Below are 22235 nucleotides of genomic sequence, written 5' to 3' on the forward strand. Positions count from 1 at the left end.
AACAAAAAAACTATTTACAAATCAACTTCAAAGAAGTATCATTTAATTATAAAGTTTATTGGATAATACTTATTAATTAATATAAAATATTGGGAGGTACTTATAATGAAAGTTATAGTTGTAGGTTGTACTCATGCAGGAACTGCTGCAGTAGTAAATTTAAAAGGATTATATCCAGATTGTGAAGTTACAGTATATGAAAGAAATGATAATATATCATTTTTATCATGTGGTATAGCACTTCATGTAGGAGATGTAGTTAAGGATTTAAATGATATGTTCTACAATTCTCCAGAAGGTTTAGCAAAATTAGGCGTAAAGACAAATATGCAACATGATGTTTTAGATATAGATTTTGATAATAAAAAAATTAGAGTTAAAAATTTATTAAATGGAGAAGAATTTGAAGATTGTTATGATAAATTGGTTTTAACTATAGGATCATGGCCAATTGTACCAAAATTTGATGGGGGAGATTTAGAAAATATAGTTCTTTGCAAAAACTATAATCAAGCAAAGGATATAACAGAAAAAGGTAAGAAAGCTAAAAACGTTGTTATAATTGGAGCTGGATATATTGGGGTAGAACTTGCAGAAGCATTCCAAACATTAGGTAAAAATGTAACATTAGTTGATGCAGAAGAAAGAATAATGGCAAAATATTTAGATAAAGAGTTTACTGATATTGCTGAAAATGAATTTAGAGAGCATGGAGTTAAACTAGTATTAGGAGAAAAAGTTAGTTGCTTTAAAGGAGAAAATGGTAAAGTAACTAAAGTTGTAACAGACAAAGGTGAATATGATGGAGATTTAGTTGTATTATGTATTGGATTTAGACCAAGCACAGCACTTGTTAAAGATAAACTTGAAACTTTACCAAATGGTGCAATAATAATTGATGAATATATGAGAACAAGTGATAAAAATGTATTTGCTGCTGGCGATTGTTGTGTTGTTAAATATAATCCAACAGGAGAAGATAGATACATTCCTCTTGCAACAAATGCTGTAAGAATGGGAACATTAGTAGCTAGAAATATTGAAAAACCAACTATAAAATATATGGGAACACAAGGTACATCAGGTATAAAAATATATGAAGAATGTATAGCTTCAACAGGATTAACAGAAGAAGGAGCTAAACTTTCTGGAATAGAATGTGGTACTTCAACAATTGAAGAAAATTATAGACCAGAATTTATGCCAACTTATGAAAAAGCTATGGTTAAGATTGTATTTGATAAGAATTCAAGAAGAGTTTTAGGTGGACAAATAATATCAAAAGCTGATTTAACACAATTTATGAATACTTTATCAGTAGTTATTCAAAATAAAATGACAGTAGAAGAACTTGCAATGACAGATTTCTTCTTCCAACCACACTTTAACAAACCATGGAGCTTATTAAATCAAGTAGCACTTAATGTACTTTAATAAATAAAGGTTAATATAATTTAAATAAGTTTATATAAGACCTAGCGTATTTTTATACGATAGGTCTTTTTCTTTGAAATTTAAGTTTAAATTTTATAATTTATGCTAATCCTAAGTTTATATAAAATTTAGAGGTGATATATTTTGAAAATAAATATTGATGAAAATGCTAAATTAGCATTAAAACAATTAATTGAAAATAGCTCAGATGATTATGTTAGAATAAAAGCAGAACTTGCTTGTGGTTCTTCTTACTATAATTTGTTTATGGATTTTAAAAAAGAAAATGATAAAATAGTTATTATAGATGGTATAAAGTTTATTTTTGATGAATATTCAGAAAAAGCTTGCAATGATATTATAATAATGTATGATAAAGATGTTTACATAAAAGGATTTTATATTAAGGAGAATAAATGCAATATTTAGAAAATGTGAAATTAAGAAAAGAAGAGCATATAAAATATGCAAATGAATCATATGCTTGCGAAGATTATTTTAAAGAAGTAATAATATTAAATAATTCTCTTCCAGAAGTTAATTATGATGAGATATCACTTAAAACAAAGTTTTTAGGTGAAAATATTGATATGCCTTTAATGATAAATGCTATGACTGGTGGAGCTAATTTAAGTTTTGATATAAACAGGGATTTAAGCATTATAGCAAAGGAATTTAATATACCAATTGCTGTTGGATCTCAATCAATAATGATTAAAGATAAAATTTTTGAAGATAGTTTTAAGATTGTACGAAAAAATAATAAAGATGGGATAATTATTTCTAATTTAAGTGCAATGAGTTCTTTAGATGATGTAAAGAGAGCAACTGACTCTTTAGAGGCAAATGCTATTCAATTACATTTAAATGTATCACAAGAACTTGTTATGACCGAAGGAGATAGAAATTTCAATGGTATGTTAAAAAATATAGAAGATATAATAAAAAACATTAATGTACCAGTTATTATAAAAGAAGTTGGTAGCGGAATAAGTTTTGATGTTTGTAAGAAATTAAATGATATAGGAGTTAAATATGTAGATGTTGGAGGAAAGGGAGGTACAAGCTTTATAAAAATTGAATCTTTAAGAAAAGATAGTGATATATGTAGAGAGCTTATGCAACTTGAAATACCAACTCCACAGTCTATATTATTTTGTAGGGCTGTTAGTGATGAGTTAAATATAATATCATCAGGAGGAATAAATAATTCGATAAATTTAATAAAATCTTTAATACTAGGAGCAAATATGGTAGGTATGTCTGGTGCTGTATTGAAGGTATATTTAGAGGGTGGAATTATAAAAGTTAGGGATTATATAAATAATATAAAAAATAATAGCAAAATATTTATGGGATGCTTAGGGTGCAAGGAAATAAATGATTTGAAAAATATAAAATATTATTATGAAAAACAAAATATAGTTAATCATTTTATTAATAATTAAATAAAACTAATAATAAGATTATAATTACTGTGGAAGAAATGATTGTATTGTGATATAATTTCTATGTTATTCTTTAATGATGGAGGAGTAAGGATATGAAACATATAAAGACAATAAACAAAACAAACATCAAAAATAGTTTAAAGAAGCCTGGATGCAAAGAATGTGCAAACTCATGCCAATCAGCATGTAAGACTTCATGCACAGTTGCAAACTTAGAGTGCGAAAACTAATAAATGAGCAGTAACTTAAATTTTAAGTTGCTGCTTAATTATTAATGTGCAATATATATGAGGAGGAATTTTTAAAAATGGCATTAATACATAAATTTAAACAAGGAGACAATAGTTTTGTCTTAGATGTAAATACTGGAGCAGTTCACATAGTTGATGATTTAGTTTATGATATAGTTGATGATAATGCGTTAAGAGATAAAGAAGTAATAATAAATGAATTAAAAGATAAATATCCTGTTGAAGCTATTAGTGAAGCTTATGATGAAATAAAGGAATTAATTGATGAGGACATGCTTTATACTAAAGATATGTATGAAGATATAGCTCATAGTTCAATGGATGATAGAGATTATATAAAAGCTGTATGTTTAAATATAATTCATGGATGTAACTTAAGATGTAAATATTGTTTTGCAGATGAAGGTGAATATCATGGACATAAGGGAGTTATGGACATTGAAACTGCAAAGAAAGCAATTGATTATGTTGTTAAGAGAAGTGGTCCAAGAAAAAATATAGAAATTGATTTATTTGGTGGAGAACCAACACTTATAATGGATACAATTAAAGAAATAATAGCTTATGCAAGAGAAAATGAAGCTAAGTGGAATAAAAATATAAGATTTACAATGACAACAAATGCTACTCTTTTAAATGAAGAAATGATGGAATATATGGATAAAGAAATGGGAAACATAATTCTTTCATTAGATGGTAGAAAAGAAGTTAATGATAATGTAAGAATAAAAGTTGATGGATCAGGATCATATGATGATATTCTTCCAAATATTAAGAAAATGGTTGAAAAGAGAAATAAAGATAAAATGTTCTATGTAAGAGGAACATTTACAAGAGCTAATACTGATTTTTATGAAGATGTTATGGCTATGGCAAATGAAGGTTTTAGAGAAATCTCAATAGAACCAGTTGTATTACCAAAGGAACATCAATTATCACTTAGAGAAGAAGATTTAGATACAATCTTTGAAAATTATGATAAGTTATATGATGAAATGGTTAGAAGAAAAAAAGAGGGAGATGAGTTTAGATTCTATCACTTTAATGTAGATTTAAATGGTGGTCCTTGTGTTTATAAGAGAATTTCAGGTTGTGGAGCAGGATTTGAATATGTTGCAATAACTCCACAGGGTGAAGTTTATCCATGTCATCAATTTGTTGGTAAGGAAGAATATAAACTTGGAAGTATATATGATGATTCATATAATTCAGAACTAGGAAAGAAATTTAAAAAAGCACATATATATAATAAACCTAAATGCAGAGATTGTTGGGCAAGATTCTACTGTAGTGGAGGATGTCAAGCAAACAATGTTAATTTCAATGGAGATATGAATGTTCCTTATGAAATAGGTTGTAAAATGCAAAAGAAAAGAATTGAATGTGCAATAGCATTAAAAGCAGAATAATATATTAAAAGTGTACTTAGGAGAGCGATATAGTGATTAAGGAATATATTTTAAAAAATGGCATTAAGTTAATATATGAGAATCATAGTTCAAGCCTTACATCTGTATGTATTTCTTTAAATGGAGGAGCTCTTATGGATGATGAAAAGTATGGAGTGGCTCACGCAACAGAACATATGGTTTATAAAGGAACTAAAAATAGAACAGAAGAACAAATAAATATAGAGTTAAGTGAAACTTTTGGATTTCAAAATGCTATGACGAATTATCCTTATGTAATATATTATGGAACACTATTAAGTGAAGATTTGGAAAAAGGAATTGATATATTTTCAGATATTATAATTAATCCGATTTTTAATGAAGAAGGATTTAATGATGAAAAGAAAATAATAATCGAAGAACTTAAAGAGTGGGATGAAGAGGTAGAACAATACTTAGAAGATAAGTTGTTTTTAAATTCATTTAATAAAAGAAGAATAAAGTATCCTATAATAGGAACTTTTGATAGTTTAGAAAGACTAAAAGTAGAGGATATAAAAGAATTTTACAATAAAGTATATTTCCCAAGAAATACAAGTATTGCTGTTGTTACTAATATAAAATTTGAGAAAGTTATTGATATTTTAGAAAAGTATTTTGGAAAATGGAATGCAAGAGAAAAAGAACTTAATGAAATTATTTATGAGGAAGCTAAGGATAAATATTTTGAAGAAGTGAAGGATAATATTAAAACTAGCAAAATTCAAATTAATTATCCAATAGATACATTAAGTAATAAGGAAGTTAAGGCACTTAAAATATTTAATGAATACTTTGGTGATGGAGTTAATTCAAAACTTTTTGATACACTTAGAACTAAAAATAATTTAGTTTATGATGTATTAACTAGAGTTTGCTATGAAGAAGGAATAAAATTTTATAAAATAACATTAAGTACATCAAAAGAAAATTATAAAAAAGCTATAAAAATTATAGATGAATGTGTTAATGATTCATTGAATTTAAATGATATATTAACAGAAAAAGATTTAGATAAACTTAAAAAGAGTTTTAAGCTTAAAAGATTATTTAGGGAAGAACAGAGCATAGTACTTGCAAAAGAACTTGCTACATTTAATACTATGTTTAAAGATTCTAGTATTTATAATGATGAAACAGAAATTTTAGATGATATAAATTTAATGTTTATAGTAAATACTATAAAGAAAGTATTTGATAAAAAGCTTATTCAAGTTTTAAAATAAAAAAGTTGCCTTAATTTAAGGTAACTTTTTTTATAATTAAGGAGGAAAATATATGGGAAAACTACCTTTGTTAACAGCTTTAATAGATTATCATAAAGAAAAAAACCTTATACTTTCAATGCCAGGAAATAAATGTGGGATTGGATTTCTAGGTGATAAGCTTGGAGAAGAGTTTGTATATAATTTGGGCTTTTTAGATATTACAGAAAATGATCCATTAGATAATTTACATTGTCCAGAAGGAGTTATTAAAGAAAGTGAGGAGCTTTTAGCAAAAACATATGGTGGAAAATTAGGATTTTTCATGGTAAATGGGAGCTCTTCTGGCAATTTAATTTCTATTTTTAGTGCATTTAATGAAGGTGATGAAGTTTTAGTTGAAAGAAATTGTCATAAATCTATATATAATGGTTTAATACTTAGAAAATTAAAGGTTACTTATATAGATCCAGTAATAGATAATAAAAATGGGATTTTCTTACCTCCAAATAAAGAAAAAATTTATGAAGCTTTCGATAAATGCAAAAATGCAAAGGGAATAATTATTACAAATCCTAATTATTTTGGTGTAAGCTATGATATAGAAACTATAATCAAAGATTTAAAGAATAAGGGATTAAAAGTAATAATAGATGCAGCTCATGGAGCACATTTTATTGCAACTAATAAATTACCTAAAAGTTTAACTAGTTTGGCAGATTACATTGTTTTAAGTGCCCATAAAACATTACCATCATTAACACAAGGGGGATATTTAATTGTAAATGATGAAGATTCAGATGTTTTATTTTATAAAAATACATTTTTAAGCACATCACCATCATATCTTTTAATGGCTTCTTTAGATTATGCAAGATATTATTTAGATGAATATGGTGAAAATGAATATGATAAATTAATAAAGTTAGCAAATAAGTGGAAAGAAAAAATTAATTGTATTGATAAGGTTAAAATATTATCTGACTTTGATTTAATGGATGGTTATGAAATTGATAAAAGTAGATATGTTTTAATACTTGATGAAGGTTATAGTGGGTATAAGCTTCATGAACTTCTTAGAAAAGAAAAAGTTCAATGTGAAATGGGATTTTTAAGAGGTGTTGTTTTAATACTATCCCCTTTTAATAAAGAAGAGGACTTTAAAAAGATTTATGAAGTACTTAATAAAATAAATTTTGAAGATATAAAGTATGTTGGGAATGTAGAGAGCTTTAATATAAAAACAGAAAAAGTATTTGAGCCTTTTGAAATTTTTAAAAAAGATTATGAATTTGTAAATTTAAAAGAGTCATTAGGAAGAGTTTCTAAGGAAGCAATAGTTCCATATCCACCAGGGATACCATTAATATGTCAAGGAGAAGTTATAACAATAGATGCAATAAATATAGTAAAAAATTATTTGGAAAATAATAAAGATGTTATAGGAATTTTAGATGGTAAGGTTAAAGTTATAAAGGACAATAAATTTTAAGATAATACAAATTTATACAAACAAAAGTAACAATAGCATATTGCATTCATATATTATTATTAAAGAAAGTTTTTATTATACTAAAGAGTGAGAAAGAGGGGAATATAAAATGACTAGATGTAATAAGGGTTGTGGAGAATGCAAAAAGGAAAAATGCTATTGTATACCATGCAAGGATAACAAATGTGAAAAATATGAAAGATGTGCAGAAGAATTAGCAGCACAAAATAGAGGATTATTAGAAGCAATAAATAAAAGATTAAGAGATGCTAATTGTTTACAAGAAGAAGCAGCAAAATATAGATTGAAAGCTGATCAATTATCTGAAAAAGCTGATAAAAGAATAAGAGAAGCTGAATGTTTATTAGAAAAGCTTGAAGAAATGATTAAGAAAACAAATGCTTTATTCTTAAAAGCTATAGAATGCTATAAAGAAGAAGCAGACGATGACTGTGAATGTGACGGATATTGGAAATGTAAATAGATAATTAAAAGGATGTAAAATTAAAGATTTTACATCCTTTTTATATGAAATTAATAAAAAAAATAATATTTATATATTATAATATTAAAAAAGTAGATTAAATAATGAAAAATAATAGACAGATAATGGTTTTTTGTGATATAATCATAAAAAACTTAGGAGGTTGATTTATGAATACAATACTGTACAATATAGAAAAAGTTAATAGATTGTTTTTCTTTAGCTACTTTAGGTAGAAGGTTTGTGTTTATAAATCATCATGGATGCAAACCTTCGTATAGATTATAAGGGGTAAGTATCTATGGTGGCTAAGTTTTAAAATTATGTAAGTAATTAAGCCACGTAGTATCTATGTGGCTTTTTTTATATTTAAGTCATATAGAGTTTTCTATGTGGCTTTTTTGCGTAGAGGAGGGCTATGAAATGGGTAAAAGAGAAAATTTTAAAAGTAGTAAAGGATTTATTCTCGCATGTGTAGGTGCTGCAATTGGACTTGGAAATATATGGATGTTTCCTTACAGAATGGGAAGTAACGGTGGGGCAGTATTCTTAATTCCATATCTTTTCTTTGTTTTAATTTTAGGAACAACAGGACTTATAACAGAATTTTCCTTTGGAAGATTATTTTCAAAAGGTAATCTTGGTGGAACAGAATTAGCATTTGAAAAGAAAGGTTTTCATGGAGGAAAAATATTAGGAGCAATACCTGTAATGGGGCTTTTTGGAATATTTGTTTTTTATAACATTGTTGTTGGGTGGATTATAAAGTATTTTTCAATAAGTATAAGTGGAAAATTTAAAGAGGTTAATTTAACATCTTATTTTGAGTCTTTTGCAGGAAGTCCAGAAAGTATAATTTGGAATTTAATAGCTATTATAATAACAGTAATAATAGTTTGGCTTGGAGTTGTTAAAGGCATTGAAAAAATAAATAAAATAATAATGCCTGCTATGTTTTTTATATTATTAATACTTGCTATTAGATCATTAACTTTAGATGGTGCAATTGAAGGAGTAAAGTTTTTATTAGTTCCAAATTGGGAATATTTATTTAAAATCAAAACATGGGTTAATGCATTAGGACAAGCATTTTTTACAGTATCACTTACAGGGTGTTGTTTAGTTGTTTATGGTAGTTATACTAAAAAGGAATTTAATATACCAAAGGCAGCAGTATATACAGCAATATTTGATACATTAGCTGCAATTTTATCAGGATTTGTTATAATGCCAGCTGTATTTGCTTGTAATTTAGATCCAATGGCAGGACCTCCATTATTATTTATAACAGTTCCAACTATATTTAAAACAATTCCAGGAGGTCAAATATTAGGTGAATTCTTCTTTTTAAGTATATTTTTGGCTGCAATTAGTTCTTCTATTGCTATGCTTGAAGGTCCATGTGAGTCTTTAATGTATAAGTTTAATATTAGTAGAAGAAAGAGTATAACAATTATAGCTTTAGTTGGATTTTTGCTGTCAATTCCATTGGATTTAAGTATGAATAATTTTAATAATTTTACAAATTTTATAACAATAATACTTTCACCAATAGGGGCATTAATAACTATGATTGTATTTTATTATGTTCTTAATAAAGATGAGGTTTTAAAGGAAATAAATACTGGATCAGAAGTAAAACTTGGAGATAAATTTTATTTCTTTGGAAAGTATGTATTTGTCTTTATTACAGTAGTTATAATAGTACTTGGAATAATACTTGGTGGAATAGGATAAAAAAAGGAGCTTTTAAAGCTCCTTTTAATCTATAAAATCTATAACATTAAGTCCGAAATCTTTTGCAGTATTTACTGCCATCTCCATATATGAATCATATACTTGTTTTGGATTATGACAATCTGATGATACTAAAACCATTAAATTATTTTCTTTAACTTTTTCCCAAAAAGGTTTATAAGGATATTGATATCTTTCTCCATCTGGGAATTTATGAATTCCACGTCTGAAACCATTAGCATTAAATTCAAGGATAGAATTATTTCTTTTTGCAGCATTTATTATTATATTACAAGCTTTTTCACAATTCTCATCAAATGGAAATTCATTTAAAAATATAAGATCAGGATGAGCTACAAAAGAAAATAATTTAGTGTTTAAAGCTTTAGATATAGAATTTGCATAGTCTAAATAACTTTCTGTTGATTTAATTTCATAACTATTTAAAAAGTTATTATTTTTATCAAGAAAAATATGTTGTCCTAAAGCTAAATAATCTAATTTAGTTAATAGATATTTATAATAATCTAGTTTATTTTCATCATATTCTATTTCTAATCCAATTTTTATATTTATAATATCTTTAAATTGTTTTTTAAAGTTTTTAAAAGTTTTTATATATTCAGGTAAAACAGAATAAGGCATTCTAAGTCCAAATCTATTATCTTCATATGGACCATGATCACTAAATCCTATAGTATGAAGATTGGCTTTTATTGCTTCATTAATATAATCTAAATCATTACCTTCGGCATGTAAACATCTTTTTGTATGAGTGTGATAATTTGTTTTAATCATAAAAATACCCCCTATATATCTTGATGTAAATATTATTATAAAATGGATAAATATTCAATGAGAAATAATAGATTACAAAATTTTAATCAATAAAAGTATTGAATTTATTAAAATATAGTCATATAATATAGAAAAAAATAAATTCAAAAAAATTATGAAGAGGAAGAGTACATAAAATATTATCTTTAAAGAGAGCTAAAGTTTGGTGGAATTTAGTAAGAGTATTTATGGAAGCAGCCTTGGAATTGCTTATTGAGAACTAAGTAAAAACACTTAATAAAATAAGCCGTAAGCCTAACGTTAACTAGGAAAGGAATAAATTTATTCTTATAGAGTGAATAAGTATAGTAATATATTTATTTATTAGGGTGGTACCGCGAAACAATAACCTTCGTCCCTTTTTGGGATTAAGGTTTTTTTTATTAAAAAAATAAGGGAGGATTTAAGAGAGATGGAAGAAATTCTTGAAATTTTGGAGAAAAATAGTAGATATAGTGATGAAGAAATTGCTGTAATGTCAGGAAAGACTGTTGAAGAAGTTAGGGAAGCTATTAGAGATTATGAAGAAAAAAATATAATTGCAGGATATACTACATTAATAAATTGGGAAAACACAGGAAAAGAAACTGTTACTGCTTTAATTGAAGTAAAAATAACACCTCAAAGAGGACAAGGTTTTGATAAAGTTGCAGAAAGAATATATAAATTTTCAAATGTTAAAGCTTGTTATTTAATGAGCTCTGGAGGTTTTGATTTAACTGTAATAGTTGAAGGGAAAACTATGAAGGAAGTTGCTATGTTTGTATCAGAAAAACTTGCTGTCCAAGAATATGTACAAGGTACGGCAACACACTTTGTACTTAAAAAATATAAAGATCATGGAACTATATTTAAAGATAAGAAAATTAAAGATAGGGAGGCTATATTCATATGATAATGGAAAATATGATTTTAGATAATATAAAAAATATGCCACCATCTGGTATAAGAAAATATTTTGATATGATAAATGAAATGGAGGATGTTATATCTCTTGGAGTTGGAGAACCAGATTTTGTAACACCTTGGAACGTTGTAGAAGCTGGAATATATTCATTAGAAAAAGGACATACTCATTATTCATCTAATGCAGGATTTATAGAACTTAGAGAAGAAATATCAAATTATTTATATAGAAAATTTAATTTATTATATAATCCTAAAGAAGAGATATTAGTTACTGTTGGTGGAAGTGAAGCTATTGATTTAGCGCTTAGAGCACTTGTAGGACCAGGAGATGAAGTTATAATTCCAGAACCTAGTTTTGTTGCATACAGAGGTTGTACTGCATTTACAGGTGCAACAGCAAAAATAATAAATTTAAAGGCTGAAGATGATTTTAAACTTATGCCAGATGATTTAATAGAGGCAATAACAGAAAAAACAAAAGTTTTAATCCTTCCATTTCCTAATAATCCAACTGGAGCTATAATGACAAAGGAAGAATTAGAAAAAATAGTTGATGTTGTTAAAGATAAAGATATAATAATTCTTTCAGATGAAATATATGGAGAATTATCATATGATAAAAAGCATGTATCAATTGCAGAATTTAAGGATGTTAAAGATAAAACTCTTATAATAAATGGATTTTCAAAAGCATATGCAATGACAGGGTGGAGACTTGGATATGCATGTGGAAATAAAGTATTAATAGAGGCAATGAAGAAGATTCATCAATATGCAATAATGTGTTCACCAACAACAGCACAGTATGCAGCTATTGAAGCACTTAAACATGGAGATGACAGTGTAAGAGAAATGGCATCTGAATACAACAGAAGAAGAAGAGTTTTAGTAAATGGATTTAGAAAAATGGGACTTGAGTGTTTTGAGCCATTAGGTGCTCTTTATGTATTTCCATGTATTAAGTCTACAGGAATGACATCAGATGAATTTTGTGAAAAACTTCTTATGGAAGAGAAAGTATTAGCAGTTCCGGGAAATGCTTTTGGTGAATGTGGAGAAGGATTTATAAGAGCATGTTATGCAGCATCTATGGATGATTTAACTGAAGCTATAAAAAGAATAGAAAGATTTATAAATAAGCACAAAGCATAGTTTTAAACTATGCTTTTTTGTTTTACAAATGAGGTAAAATAATGTAAAATTTATAAAAGACTAAATTATATGGAGGGTTTAATATGTCTGATAAGAAAATAGACTTAGGTAATGGGAATATAAATAGTTTATTATTTAAATTAGCACTTCCTGCAATTATAGCTCAAATAGTTAATGTTCTATACAATATAATAGATAGAATATTTATAGGAAGAATACCAAATGGAGAAATAGCCATGGCAGGGGTTGGAGTAGCTTTCCCTATAATAATGATAATATCAGCTTTTAGTGCACTTATAGGTATGGGAGGAGCACCTCTTGCGGCAATAAAGATGGGAGAAAAGAAGAATGATGAAGCAGAAGAAATATTAAGTAACAGTTTTTCTTCTCTTATATTATTAGGAGTTTTATTAACAATAGTTTTTACAATTTTTAAAGAACCGATGCTTTGGGCTTTTGGAGCTAGTGAAGCTACAATTAAATATTCAAATGATTATTTAGGATTATATATTCTTGGGACTGTTTTTGTTCAAATAGCTTTAGGAATGAATCCATTTGTTAATACTCAAGGGTTTGCTAAAGTTGGTATGGCAACAGTTGTAATAGGGGCTGTAATTAATATAATTTTAGATCCTATATTTATATTTGGATTTGGAATGGGAGTTAAAGGAGCAGCACTTGCAACAGTAATAGGACAAAGTGTATCAGCTATATGGGTTCTAAAATTTTTATTTGGGAAAAAGAGTATATTAAAGATAAGAAAAGAGTATATGATTCCAAAATTAAAAGTTGTATTTCCAATAATAGCTCTTGGAGTATCACCTTTTATAATGCAATCAACAGAAAGTCTTGTAATGATTATAATGAACAATCAATTATTAAAGTTTGGTGGAGATTTAGCAGTTAGTGCAATGACTATAATGAGCAGTATAATGCAAATTGTATTATTACCACTTGTTGGATTATCACAAGGGGCACAACCTATAATAAGTTATAATTATGGTGCTAAGAAAGGAAATAGAGTTAAAGGAACATTTAAGTTATTACTTACATATTCATTAGGATATGCAGGAGCTATGTGGATTGCTTTAATGCTTGTACCGGGATTCTTTGTATCAATATTTAATGATAATCCAAGCCTTATGACTATAACAACTTGGAGTATAAAAATATTCTTTGGTGGTATTATAGCATCAGGTGCACAAATAGCATGTCAACAAACATTCTTAGCAATGGGACAGGCTAAAACATCATTAATATTAGCTCTTCTTAGAAAAATAATACTTCTTATACCATTAGCATTAGTATTACCGATGATTTTTGAAGATAAACTTAGATGGACTTTAATGGCAGAACCTATTGCAGATATAACAGCTGCAATTATAACAGTAACATGTTTTGTAGTGTTTTATAAAAAGAAACTTTCAGATGAGGTATTATTAACTGAAGGAACTAGTGAAATTTAATATATATTAAAAAAAGCTTTTTTGCTTAGATTAATTTCTTTGCAAGGAAGCTTTTTATTAGTTTAACTTGAGTTTAACAATATGTAAAATTATGATTAAAAAATTTTTTTGTGGTAAAATATATAAGTAAGTATTAAGGAGGTAAAGAATGAGAGAATTAATAGATTTACATACTCATACTATATCTAGTGGACACGCATATAGTACAGTTAAAGAAAATATAGATAGTGCAAGAGAAAAGGGACTTAAATATTTAGGAATCTCAGATCACGCACCTAAAATGCCAGGAACTGCTCATATATATCATTTCCATAATTTAAGAGCAATACCTAAGTTCGTTGATGAAGTTAATGTTTTAGTTGGAGCTGAAGTTAATATTTTAGATTTTGATGGAAATATAGATATGACAAATGATGACTTAAATAATTTAGACTATGCAATAGCAAGTCTTCATCCACCTTGTATAGCATCTGGAACAGAAGAAGAAAATACAAGGGCTGTTATAAATGTTATGAAAAAGCCAAATATAAAAATAATAGGACATTTAGATGATTCAAGATATCCTATTAATTATGAAGAGATTGTAATTGCAGCAAAGGAAAATAATGTTTTATTAGAATTAAATAACTCATCTCTAAAGCCGAATGGATTTAGAGTTGGAGCTTTAGAAAATGATAAAAAAATGTTAGAGTTTTGCAGAAAGCATAAAACAAAAATAATATTCGGAAGTGATTCTCATATATGTTATGATATAGGAAAGTTTGATAATTGTATAAAATTAATAGATGAGATTGATTTCCCAGAAGAACTTATAGTTAATTACAATGAAGAAGATATAAAAAATATATTTTATGTATAAAAAAATTAGGGCTATTTTTAAAATGGCCCTAAATTACGTTTGAATTTTAAAATAAGAGGGGTCAATATAATGGGGGATTTAAAAGTTATAAATATAATTTATTCTTTAGAAGATGAAATAAATATAATAAGTAAACTTAGAAATAAAAATATTTTTAAGGAAAATAAACATATTATAAAAGAAAAAAATATTATAAAGATTTTTACATATTATAGTTTTTGTTTTGATAAATATAAAATAAATATTATAAATTACAATGATCAAAATTATTTTTATAAACTAAGTTTATTTTATAATTGTTCAGGAAATATATTAATATGTAGTAATGAGGAAAAAAATATTTTTATAAAAGACTTTAATAATTTAAATAAATTAACCTTTATAGAAAATAAATATATAAATAATAGAAGAAACATGGATATAATAGTTTTATTTAAAGAAATATTATATTTTTATATAAATAAAAATAATTTAAATTTAAAAAATATGTTTGTTTACATATCAAAATTAAATGATAAAGAGAATATAGGTATTGGAGTATATAATACATTAAAAGAATGTAGTAAATTATATAATCAAAAAGAAGTTAAAATTAATATTATTAGTAGTGATGAAATAAATATTAAAAATTTATATTATATAATAGATCCTCTTTTAGAATATACAAGCGAAAATTCAAAAGTTAAATTTGAAAATATTATACAAAATAATATAGAAAATAAATTTTTAATTAATATATTAGGAGCCGAATGAGGCTCTTTTTTATTTGTAGAAAAGCATAAAAACTTTATTTATTTATATAGAAACTTAGAAAAGGGTAATTAAAATAATTTAATTATAACAATTAGAATAAAGATATTTTTCTTTTATTTGATTAAAATTTAACGATAAAATTAATTATTTAAGTTATTTAAGTGAATAAATTAAATAAAAAACCTTAAAAAACTTAAATAATTATTTAGAAATTTAAATATAATTGTAGTTAAATTGTTAATGTTATAACATAAGTGTGAAATTAATAACAAAAAACATTTGAGAAAACTTTAAAACCAAGGAGGAATTAGGTTAGATGGATATCTTAAGTATTTTAGGAAAAACATTAACAGACAACGAAATTATAGGCGCAATATTTTCATCAATAGCAATTATTTTCTTAGGATTTTATTTAAGAAAGAAAAACATAATAAATGATAGTGCCGCAAAGATATTAAGTAAAGTAGTTTTATCAGTATCACTTCCAGCATTAGCATTAAAATCATTCTTAGTAGATATAAACAAGAAAAGTTTACATGAAGGAATAAATCTTTTAATATGGGGATTTGCAATTTACATAATTCTTATATTTATAACTAAGTTATTTTATTCAAGATATAAAGGAGACAAGCAAGATGCTTTAAGAGTACTAACAGTATTTGGTTCAACAACTTTCTTTGGAACTCCGATTGTACAAGCTGTTTATGGAACAGTAGGAGTTATGTACTCTTCAATATTTAATATAGCATATAGAGTATTCCTTTATTCATATGGATTTATTAAAATGTCAGGTTTAAAAATGGATAAAGAAAACTTTAAGAAAAATGTTAAAAGCATGTTTTTAAATCCAATTATTATAGCAACATTCTTAGGATTATTTATATGGTTATTCCAAGATTCACTACCACAAGTAGCTGTTTCAACAAAAGAAGGAGTAAAAAATTATGCATTCTTAAGAATCGACCAAACGTTACCATGGCTTTATAAACCATTAACTTATTTAAGTACTTTATGTTCACCACTTGCATGGTTATCAATAGGAGCTAATTTAGCTACAATACCATTTAAAGAAGCAATGGGATCAAAAGATTCATGGTACTACAGCATTCAAAAAGTAATTATAGTTCCACTAATAAACATAGTATTATTATATGTTTTAAATGTAACTGGAATTTTACCAGTATCATATGTTGGACTAGCTACAGTAGTAATAATGATGGCAGCACCAACAGCGACAGTTGCAGCAGCTTATGCTATAAGCTTTGATAAAGAATCAGTTCTTTCATCAAACTGTTCATTATTATCAACTATAGTTGCCGTAGTTGCAATGCCAATATGGATAGTAGTTTTAGAAGTAATTAAAAATATAGGATTGTTTGTATAGACTAAAATTAAATGACTATAATTCGGAGTTTAAGTTAATTCTTTTCTCCGAATTAAGTCTTATTTTATTATAAATTTATTTTTAAATATAAATGTAGAAAAGAGAGGAAGTTTTTTATGTCAATTAAGTTAGTTTGTTTTGGAGTAAGACCAACAGAAGTTGAATTTTTTAATAAATTAAATAAATATGGATACGATTTAAAGCTTGTAGAAAAAGGATTAAATCATGAAAATGTTAAAGAAGCTATAGGAGCTGAAGCTATAATGGTTAGAGGTAACTGTATGGCTGATAGACAAAACTTAGAGCTTTTAAAAAACAATGGATTAAAATATGTACTTACTAGAACAGTTGGATTTGACCATGTTGATTTAGATGCAGTTAAAGAATTTGGATTAAAGTCAGCAAGAGTTCCAGGATATTCACCAAATGCAATAGGAGAACTTGCAGTAACACTTGCTATGATGTTACTTAGACATACAGCATATTCTGTAAACAGAACAAGAGAAAAGAATTTTGTAGTTGATGCAAATATGTTTAGTAAAGAAGTTAGAAATTGTACAGTTGGTATAATTGGAACTGGTAGAATAGGACTTACAACTGCTAAACTTTTCAAAGGTTTAGGAGCAAGAGTAATTGGATATGATGTATTCCAAAGTGATGCTGCAAAAGAAGTTGTTGAATTTGTAAGTCAAGAAGAATTAATAAAAACTTCAGATATAATATCAGTACATATGCCATATATTAAAGGAGTAAACTATCACTTAATAAATGATGAGTTTATAAACAATATGAAAGATGGCGGAATTGTAATAAATACAGCAAGAGGAGAACTTCAAGATATAGAAGCTATAATAAGAGGTATTGAAAGTGGAAAACTTGGAGGATATGGAGCTGATGTTTTAGAAGGAGAAAGTAGAGTATTCTTTAAAGATCTTAAAGGACAAGAAATAGATGATGAAAATATAGAAAAGCTTATAAATATGTTCCCTAAAGTATTATTAACTCCTCATATAGGTTCATATACAGATGAAGCTTTAACAAATATGATAAGTATTTCATATGAAAATTTAAATGAATATTTAACAGAAAAAAACTGTAAAAATGCAATAGCTTAATAAGATTTATAATGCAGCCTTACTTGTAACAAACTATAAGTAAGGCTTTTTTATTAAATTTAATAAATATACATAAAAAATATGTCGAAAAAAATAGAAAAGTTATGTATAATCTAATTTAAAAAGAATAATAGGAGGTAATATGAGCTTTAAAAGTCGTGTTAGAAAGCGTAGCATTATTATTGCGATAATACCTTTAATACTTGCTTGTGCGTTTTTTATGAAACTTAGAGTTGATGATCTTCATGATGAAATAAAAAGAGATTTAAAGGAAACTTCATATGTAGTAGCGAATACACCATTAGTTCAAAAAACATTAGCTGAACGAAAAAATAATTTTGAAATTCAAAATTATGTGAAGAAATTTGCTGATAAATTTAAAAATGTAGATATTATTGTTGTTGGAGATATGACAGGAGAAAAATATTCTCATCTTGATGTTAGTCAAATAGGACATAAATATGTAAATACGGATAATAGAGATGTAATTAAATATGGAACTAGTTATTATTCAACGATGCAAGGTTCAATGGGATTTACGGTTAGATATTTTGATCCAATATATTATAAGGATAAGCAAGTTGGATTTGTTATGGTTGGGAAATATTTGAAGGATGTTGAATCTGTAACTAATAAAGTTATATTTATAACAATATGTTTATTTATTTTAATATTACCAATTACAATATTACTATCAGAAACATTTGCAAGAAAAATAAAAAAAGAGATGCTTGGAATGGAACCTGATGAAATAGCTAGGTTATATAATGAAAAGAAAATAATACTTGATTCAATAGATGAAGGTGTAATTGCTATAGATACAAATAACAAAATTTTAGAAATAAATGATAATTGCTTTAAAATGTTTGATACATTAAATATAGAAGAATTAATAGAAAAGCTTTCTAATTTTATAGATAAGAAAAAAAGTATAGAGATGAAAGAGATAACATTAAGTGGAGAGAAAGTATTTGTAAATTTAAGTTTTATAAAAGAAAAAGGAAAATACTTGGGTGCAGTTATTACTTTAATGAAAAGTGAAAATATAAATAGATTAGCAAGGGAAATAACAGGAATAGATGGATTACTTAAAAATATTAGAGCGAATGTTCATGAGTTTAAAAATAAACTACATGTTATTTTAGGGCTTATAAATTTAGAAGAATATAATGAAGCTAAAAAATATATAAGTGATTGTCAAAAAGAGGTTTTAGAAAATACAACTAATGTTGCAAAGATAAAAGATAATTTAATAAGTGCAATGCTTCTTAGTAAGAAATTAATTGCAAATGAAAAAAATATAGAATTTATAATAAATGATGATTCTTATATGATGTCATCTCATGGAAGAGTAACTTCAATAGATATAATAACTATACTTGGTAATCTTATAGAAAATGCTTTTGATGCATGTGTAGAAAAAGAAGGAAGTGGAATTGTCGAAGTATATATATATGAAGATGATAAGGAGATAAATATAGAAGTTAAAGATAATGGTAAGAATATAAAGAAAAATATAAAAGATAATCTCTTTGAAAATGGAGTAACTTCAAAAGGAGAAGGAAGAGGAATAGGATTATCAACAGTAAAGGGAAGAATTGATCTTTACGGGGGTTCTATAAAAATAAATGAAAATAAAAAGAATAAGAAGTTTATAATAAACATATTAAAGGAGGGATAAAAATGAATAAAGTTATTATTGTTGAGGATGACCCTATGGTAGCTTTAATAAATAAAAAGTATGTTGAAATGATTGATAGATTTAAAGTAATAAAAACTGTATCTAATAAAGAAGATTTAATAAATATATTAGAAAAAGAGAATATAGACTTAATATTGTTAGATGTATACCTTCCTAAAGATAATGGAATAGAAATATTAAAAGATATTAGGGATAGAGGGATATTATCAGAAGTTATAATGATGACAGCAGCAGATAAATCAGAAGAAATAAAGGCTGCTTTTGCCTATGGTATAGTAGATTATTTAATAAAACCTTTTGAATTTGAAAGATTTAAAAAAGCTATAGATAAGTACATAAAAAAGAAACAACTTTTAATTCAAAATACTAAGATAGATCAAGATGACTTAGATAGATTATACAATAGTGAAAGCTTACTTAATGAAGAAAATAAATTACCAAAAGGAATAAATAAAAATACACTAAACAAAATATATGATGTTATAAATGAAAATAATGAAGAATATTGGACTATAAGAGGAATATCAAAATTAACAGGGGTAAGTAATGTTACTATAAAAAAATATATTGATTATTTAGAAAATATAGGTGAGGCAGAAGTTACTATAGATTATGGTAATGTTGGTAGACCTGAGTATAAATATAAATTTATTAAAAGCAATTAAATATAGAAAATAATTCTAAAAATGTATATAATATAATTAAGTATATATTTTTGGGGGATGATTACATGGATTATCACAAATATAAATATATTGGATTGCTTGGACTTTTATCACTAATAGGATTAAAAGGATTTACAGCTGACAATCCAATATATTTTCTATTTTTTATAAACATTTTATGGTTCACATATTTTTATGAAAATAGTATAGTGTATAAACGTATAAAATCTAAATAAAAAATTTATTAACAAAAGGAGAACTTATGAAAATAGGATTTGATCATAAAAAATACTTAGAAGAACAGTCTAAATATATTTTAGAGAGAGTAAATAACTACGATAAGCTTTATTTAGAATTTGGAGGTAAACTTCTTCAAGACCTTCATGCCAAAAGAGTATTGCCAGGTTTTGATGAAAATGCAAAGATAAAATTATTACATAAATTAAGAGATAAGGCAGAAATAATTATTTGTGTTTATGCTGGTGATATAGAAAGAAATAAAATAAGAGGAGATTTCGGTATTACATATGATGCTGATGTATTGAGACTTATAGATGAACTTAGAGCTTATGATTTAGATGTAAATAGTGTTGTAATAACAAGATATGATGAACAACCTTCTACAAATATTTTTATAAATAAACTTGAAAGAAGAGGCATAAAGGTATACAAACATAGATCAACTAAAGGATATCCAACTGATGTAGATACTATAGTAAGTGATGAGGGATATGGAAAAAATCCTTATATAGAAACTACAAAACCAATAGTAGTTGTTACTGCACCAGGACCTGGAAGTGGAAAGCTTGCAACATGCTTAAGTCAACTTTATCATGAAAATAAAAGAGGGAAAGTTGCAGGTTACTCAAAATTTGAAACATTCCCAGTATGGAATGTGCCATTAAAGCATCCATTAAATATTGCATATGAAGCCGCAACAGCAGACTTAAAAGATGTAAATATGATAGATTCATTCCATTTTGATGCCTATAATAAAGTTGCTGTAAATTATAATAGAGATATTGAAAGTTTTCCAGTTTTAAAAAGAATTATAGAAAAAATAACAGGGGAAGAGTCAATATATAAATCACCTACTGATATGGGTGTAAATAGAGTTGGTTTTGGAATTATAGATGATGAAGTAGTAAAAGAAGCTTCAAAACAAGAAATTATAAGAAGATATTTTAAAACTGCATGTGAATATAAAAAAGGATATGTAGATAAAGAAACATTTCAAAGAGTATCTTTAATAATGAGTGAATTAAATTTAAGAGAACAAGATAGAAAAGTTGTTATTAAAGCTAGAGAAAATTCAGAAAGATTAAAAAGAATTAAAGATAGTAAAGAAATATGTCCATCTGTTGCTATTGAATTAGACGATGGAACTATAGTTACAGGTAAGACATCAGATCTTATGGAAGGAACAGCAGCAGCTATTATAAATGCTATTAAGCATTTTGCTGATATAAATGATGATATTCACTTAATATCACCAGTTATATTAAATCCTATAATAAGATTAAAAAAGGAAACATTAGCATCTAAGAGACCAGCTCTTAATTGTGAAGAAGTACTTATGGCACTTAGTATATGTGCAGCTACTAATCCAATGGCTCAAGTTGCTATTGAGAAGCTTTCTAGTCTTAAAGGGGCACAAGCACATTCAACAACTATAGTGAGTAATAATGATGAGCAAACATTTAGAAAGCTTGGTATAGATATAACTTGTGATGCAGAATATGCAACTGAAAATTTATATTATTAATATTAGATAGATAAGAGTATTTACTCTTATCTATTTTTTAGAAAAAATTAAAAAAAGTATTTACAATGGATAATTATTATTATATAATAATAAATGTAAACGGAGAAAACAAAAAACAAAAATAAAAAAGTAATTAAGATTTAT

Annotated in this window: 21 protein-coding genes and 1 other annotated feature; of the genes, 20 read left to right on the forward strand and 1 reads right to left on the reverse strand. The window is 26.1% G+C overall.

From position 1 onward, the window contains the following. The first annotated feature begins 105 nt into the window (after positions 1-105). The 9 genes from O212_RS0103500 (at position 106) to O212_RS0103540 (ending at position 9484) form a co-directional block, all read left to right on the forward strand. Positions 106-1434 (forward strand): FAD-dependent oxidoreductase, encoded by a 1329-nt coding sequence (locus O212_RS0103500; RefSeq protein ID WP_024613775.1) that lies wholly within the window; start codon positions 106-108, stop codon positions 1432-1434. A 144-nt stretch (positions 1435-1578) separates the two neighbouring features. After that, entirely contained in the window at positions 1579-1863 is a 285-nt protein-coding gene (locus O212_RS0103505) for a hypothetical protein (protein WP_024613776.1), read from the forward strand. After that, the gene (fni, locus tag O212_RS0103510) at positions 1851-2882 is read left to right on the forward strand and encodes a type 2 isopentenyl-diphosphate Delta-isomerase (protein ID WP_024613777.1); all 1032 of its coding nucleotides are present in this window, start codon (positions 1851-1853) and stop codon (positions 2880-2882) included. Before O212_RS0103505 ends, fni begins: the two co-directional genes overlap by 13 nt. 95 nt (positions 2883-2977) lie before the next feature. Further along, positions 2978-3115 (forward strand): six-cysteine ranthipeptide SCIFF, encoded by a 138-nt coding sequence (gene scfA, locus O212_RS15900; protein ID WP_035279055.1) that lies wholly within the window; start codon positions 2978-2980, stop codon positions 3113-3115. Between the two features lie 77 nt (positions 3116-3192). Beyond that, on the forward strand, positions 3193-4545 hold the full coding sequence (gene scfB, locus O212_RS0103520) for a thioether cross-link-forming SCIFF peptide maturase (RefSeq protein ID WP_024613778.1): 1353 nt from the start codon (positions 3193-3195) through the stop codon (positions 4543-4545). Between the two features lie 32 nt (positions 4546-4577). Then, positions 4578-5792, forward strand: a complete 1215-nt coding sequence (locus O212_RS0103525; protein WP_347452289.1) for a pitrilysin family protein — start codon at positions 4578-4580, stop codon at positions 5790-5792. A gap of 52 nt (positions 5793-5844) precedes the next feature. Then, positions 5845-7263 carry an aminotransferase class I/II-fold pyridoxal phosphate-dependent enzyme gene (locus tag O212_RS0103530; protein ID WP_024613780.1) on the forward strand — a complete coding sequence of 473 codons (1419 nt, stop codon included), beginning with the start codon at positions 5845-5847 and terminating at the stop codon, positions 7261-7263. A 109-nt stretch (positions 7264-7372) separates the two neighbouring features. Continuing rightward, complete coding sequence (locus tag O212_RS0103535; protein ID WP_024613781.1) at positions 7373-7747, forward strand: hypothetical protein; 375 nt, start codon at positions 7373-7375, stop codon at positions 7745-7747. 423 nt (positions 7748-8170) lie between these two features. Further along, positions 8171-9484, forward strand: a complete 1314-nt coding sequence (locus O212_RS0103540) for a sodium-dependent transporter (RefSeq protein WP_024613782.1) — start codon at positions 8171-8173, stop codon at positions 9482-9484. A gap of 24 nt (positions 9485-9508) precedes the next feature. On the opposite strand, the gene O212_RS0103545 is transcribed toward O212_RS0103540, so the two are convergent. Beyond that, entirely contained in the window at positions 9509-10282 is a 774-nt protein-coding gene (locus O212_RS0103545; RefSeq protein WP_024613783.1) for a histidinol-phosphatase, read from the reverse strand. Positions 10283-10427: 145 nt separating this feature from the next. Further along, positions 10428-10684: a binding site (T-box leader), on the forward strand. A 49-nt stretch (positions 10685-10733) separates the two neighbouring features. Between O212_RS0103545 and O212_RS0103550 the strand changes: the two genes are divergently transcribed. The 11 genes from O212_RS0103550 to O212_RS0103600 all read left to right on the forward strand — a co-directional run bounded on the left by O212_RS0103550 (position 10734) and on the right by O212_RS0103600 (position 22091). Further along, the gene (locus O212_RS0103550) at positions 10734-11216 is read left to right on the forward strand and encodes an Lrp/AsnC family transcriptional regulator (protein WP_024613784.1); all 483 of its coding nucleotides are present in this window, start codon (positions 10734-10736) and stop codon (positions 11214-11216) included. Beyond that, positions 11213-12382: an aminotransferase class I/II-fold pyridoxal phosphate-dependent enzyme gene (locus tag O212_RS0103555; protein ID WP_024613785.1), complete on the forward strand. Its 1170-nt coding sequence runs from the start codon at positions 11213-11215 to the stop codon at positions 12380-12382. The genes O212_RS0103550 and O212_RS0103555 overlap by 4 nt, the downstream gene beginning before the upstream one ends. Positions 12383-12465: 83 nt before the next feature. Beyond that, a complete protein-coding gene (locus tag O212_RS0103560; RefSeq protein WP_024613786.1) occupies positions 12466-13848 on the forward strand; it encodes an MATE family efflux transporter in 1383 nt (460 codons plus the stop codon). Positions 13849-13996: 148 nt separating this feature from the next. After that, positions 13997-14707, forward strand: coding sequence for a phosphatase (locus O212_RS0103565; RefSeq protein ID WP_024613787.1), 711 nt, complete (start codon positions 13997-13999; stop codon positions 14705-14707). A gap of 69 nt (positions 14708-14776) precedes the next feature. Then, positions 14777-15460, forward strand: coding sequence for a hypothetical protein (locus tag O212_RS0103570; protein ID WP_024613788.1), 684 nt, complete (start codon positions 14777-14779; stop codon positions 15458-15460). A 316-nt stretch (positions 15461-15776) separates the two neighbouring features. Further along, positions 15777-16844 (forward strand): AEC family transporter, encoded by a 1068-nt coding sequence (locus O212_RS0103575; RefSeq protein WP_024613789.1) that lies wholly within the window; start codon positions 15777-15779, stop codon positions 16842-16844. Between the two features lie 116 nt (positions 16845-16960). Further along, positions 16961-17959 carry a 2-hydroxyacid dehydrogenase gene (locus O212_RS0103580; protein WP_024613790.1) on the forward strand — a complete coding sequence of 333 codons (999 nt, stop codon included), beginning with the start codon at positions 16961-16963 and terminating at the stop codon, positions 17957-17959. Between the two features lie 142 nt (positions 17960-18101). Next, on the forward strand, positions 18102-19640 hold the full coding sequence (locus O212_RS0103585; protein ID WP_024613791.1) for an ATP-binding protein: 1539 nt from the start codon (positions 18102-18104) through the stop codon (positions 19638-19640). 2 nt (positions 19641-19642) lie between these two features. After that, positions 19643-20326: a response regulator gene (locus tag O212_RS0103590; RefSeq protein ID WP_024613792.1), complete on the forward strand. Its 684-nt coding sequence runs from the start codon at positions 19643-19645 to the stop codon at positions 20324-20326. 65 nt (positions 20327-20391) lie between these two features. Next, positions 20392-20562, forward strand: a complete 171-nt coding sequence (locus O212_RS16365; protein WP_081705798.1) for a DUF3796 domain-containing protein — start codon at positions 20392-20394, stop codon at positions 20560-20562. Between the two features lie 26 nt (positions 20563-20588). Beyond that, positions 20589-22091 carry a DUF1846 domain-containing protein gene (locus O212_RS0103600; RefSeq protein ID WP_024613793.1) on the forward strand — a complete coding sequence of 501 codons (1503 nt, stop codon included), beginning with the start codon at positions 20589-20591 and terminating at the stop codon, positions 22089-22091. Positions 22092-22235 lie beyond the last annotated feature (144 nt).

The sequence above is a fragment of the Clostridium sp. Ade.TY genome (assembly GCF_000498355.1).
Lineage (GTDB): Bacteria > Bacillota > Clostridia > Clostridiales > Clostridiaceae > Clostridium.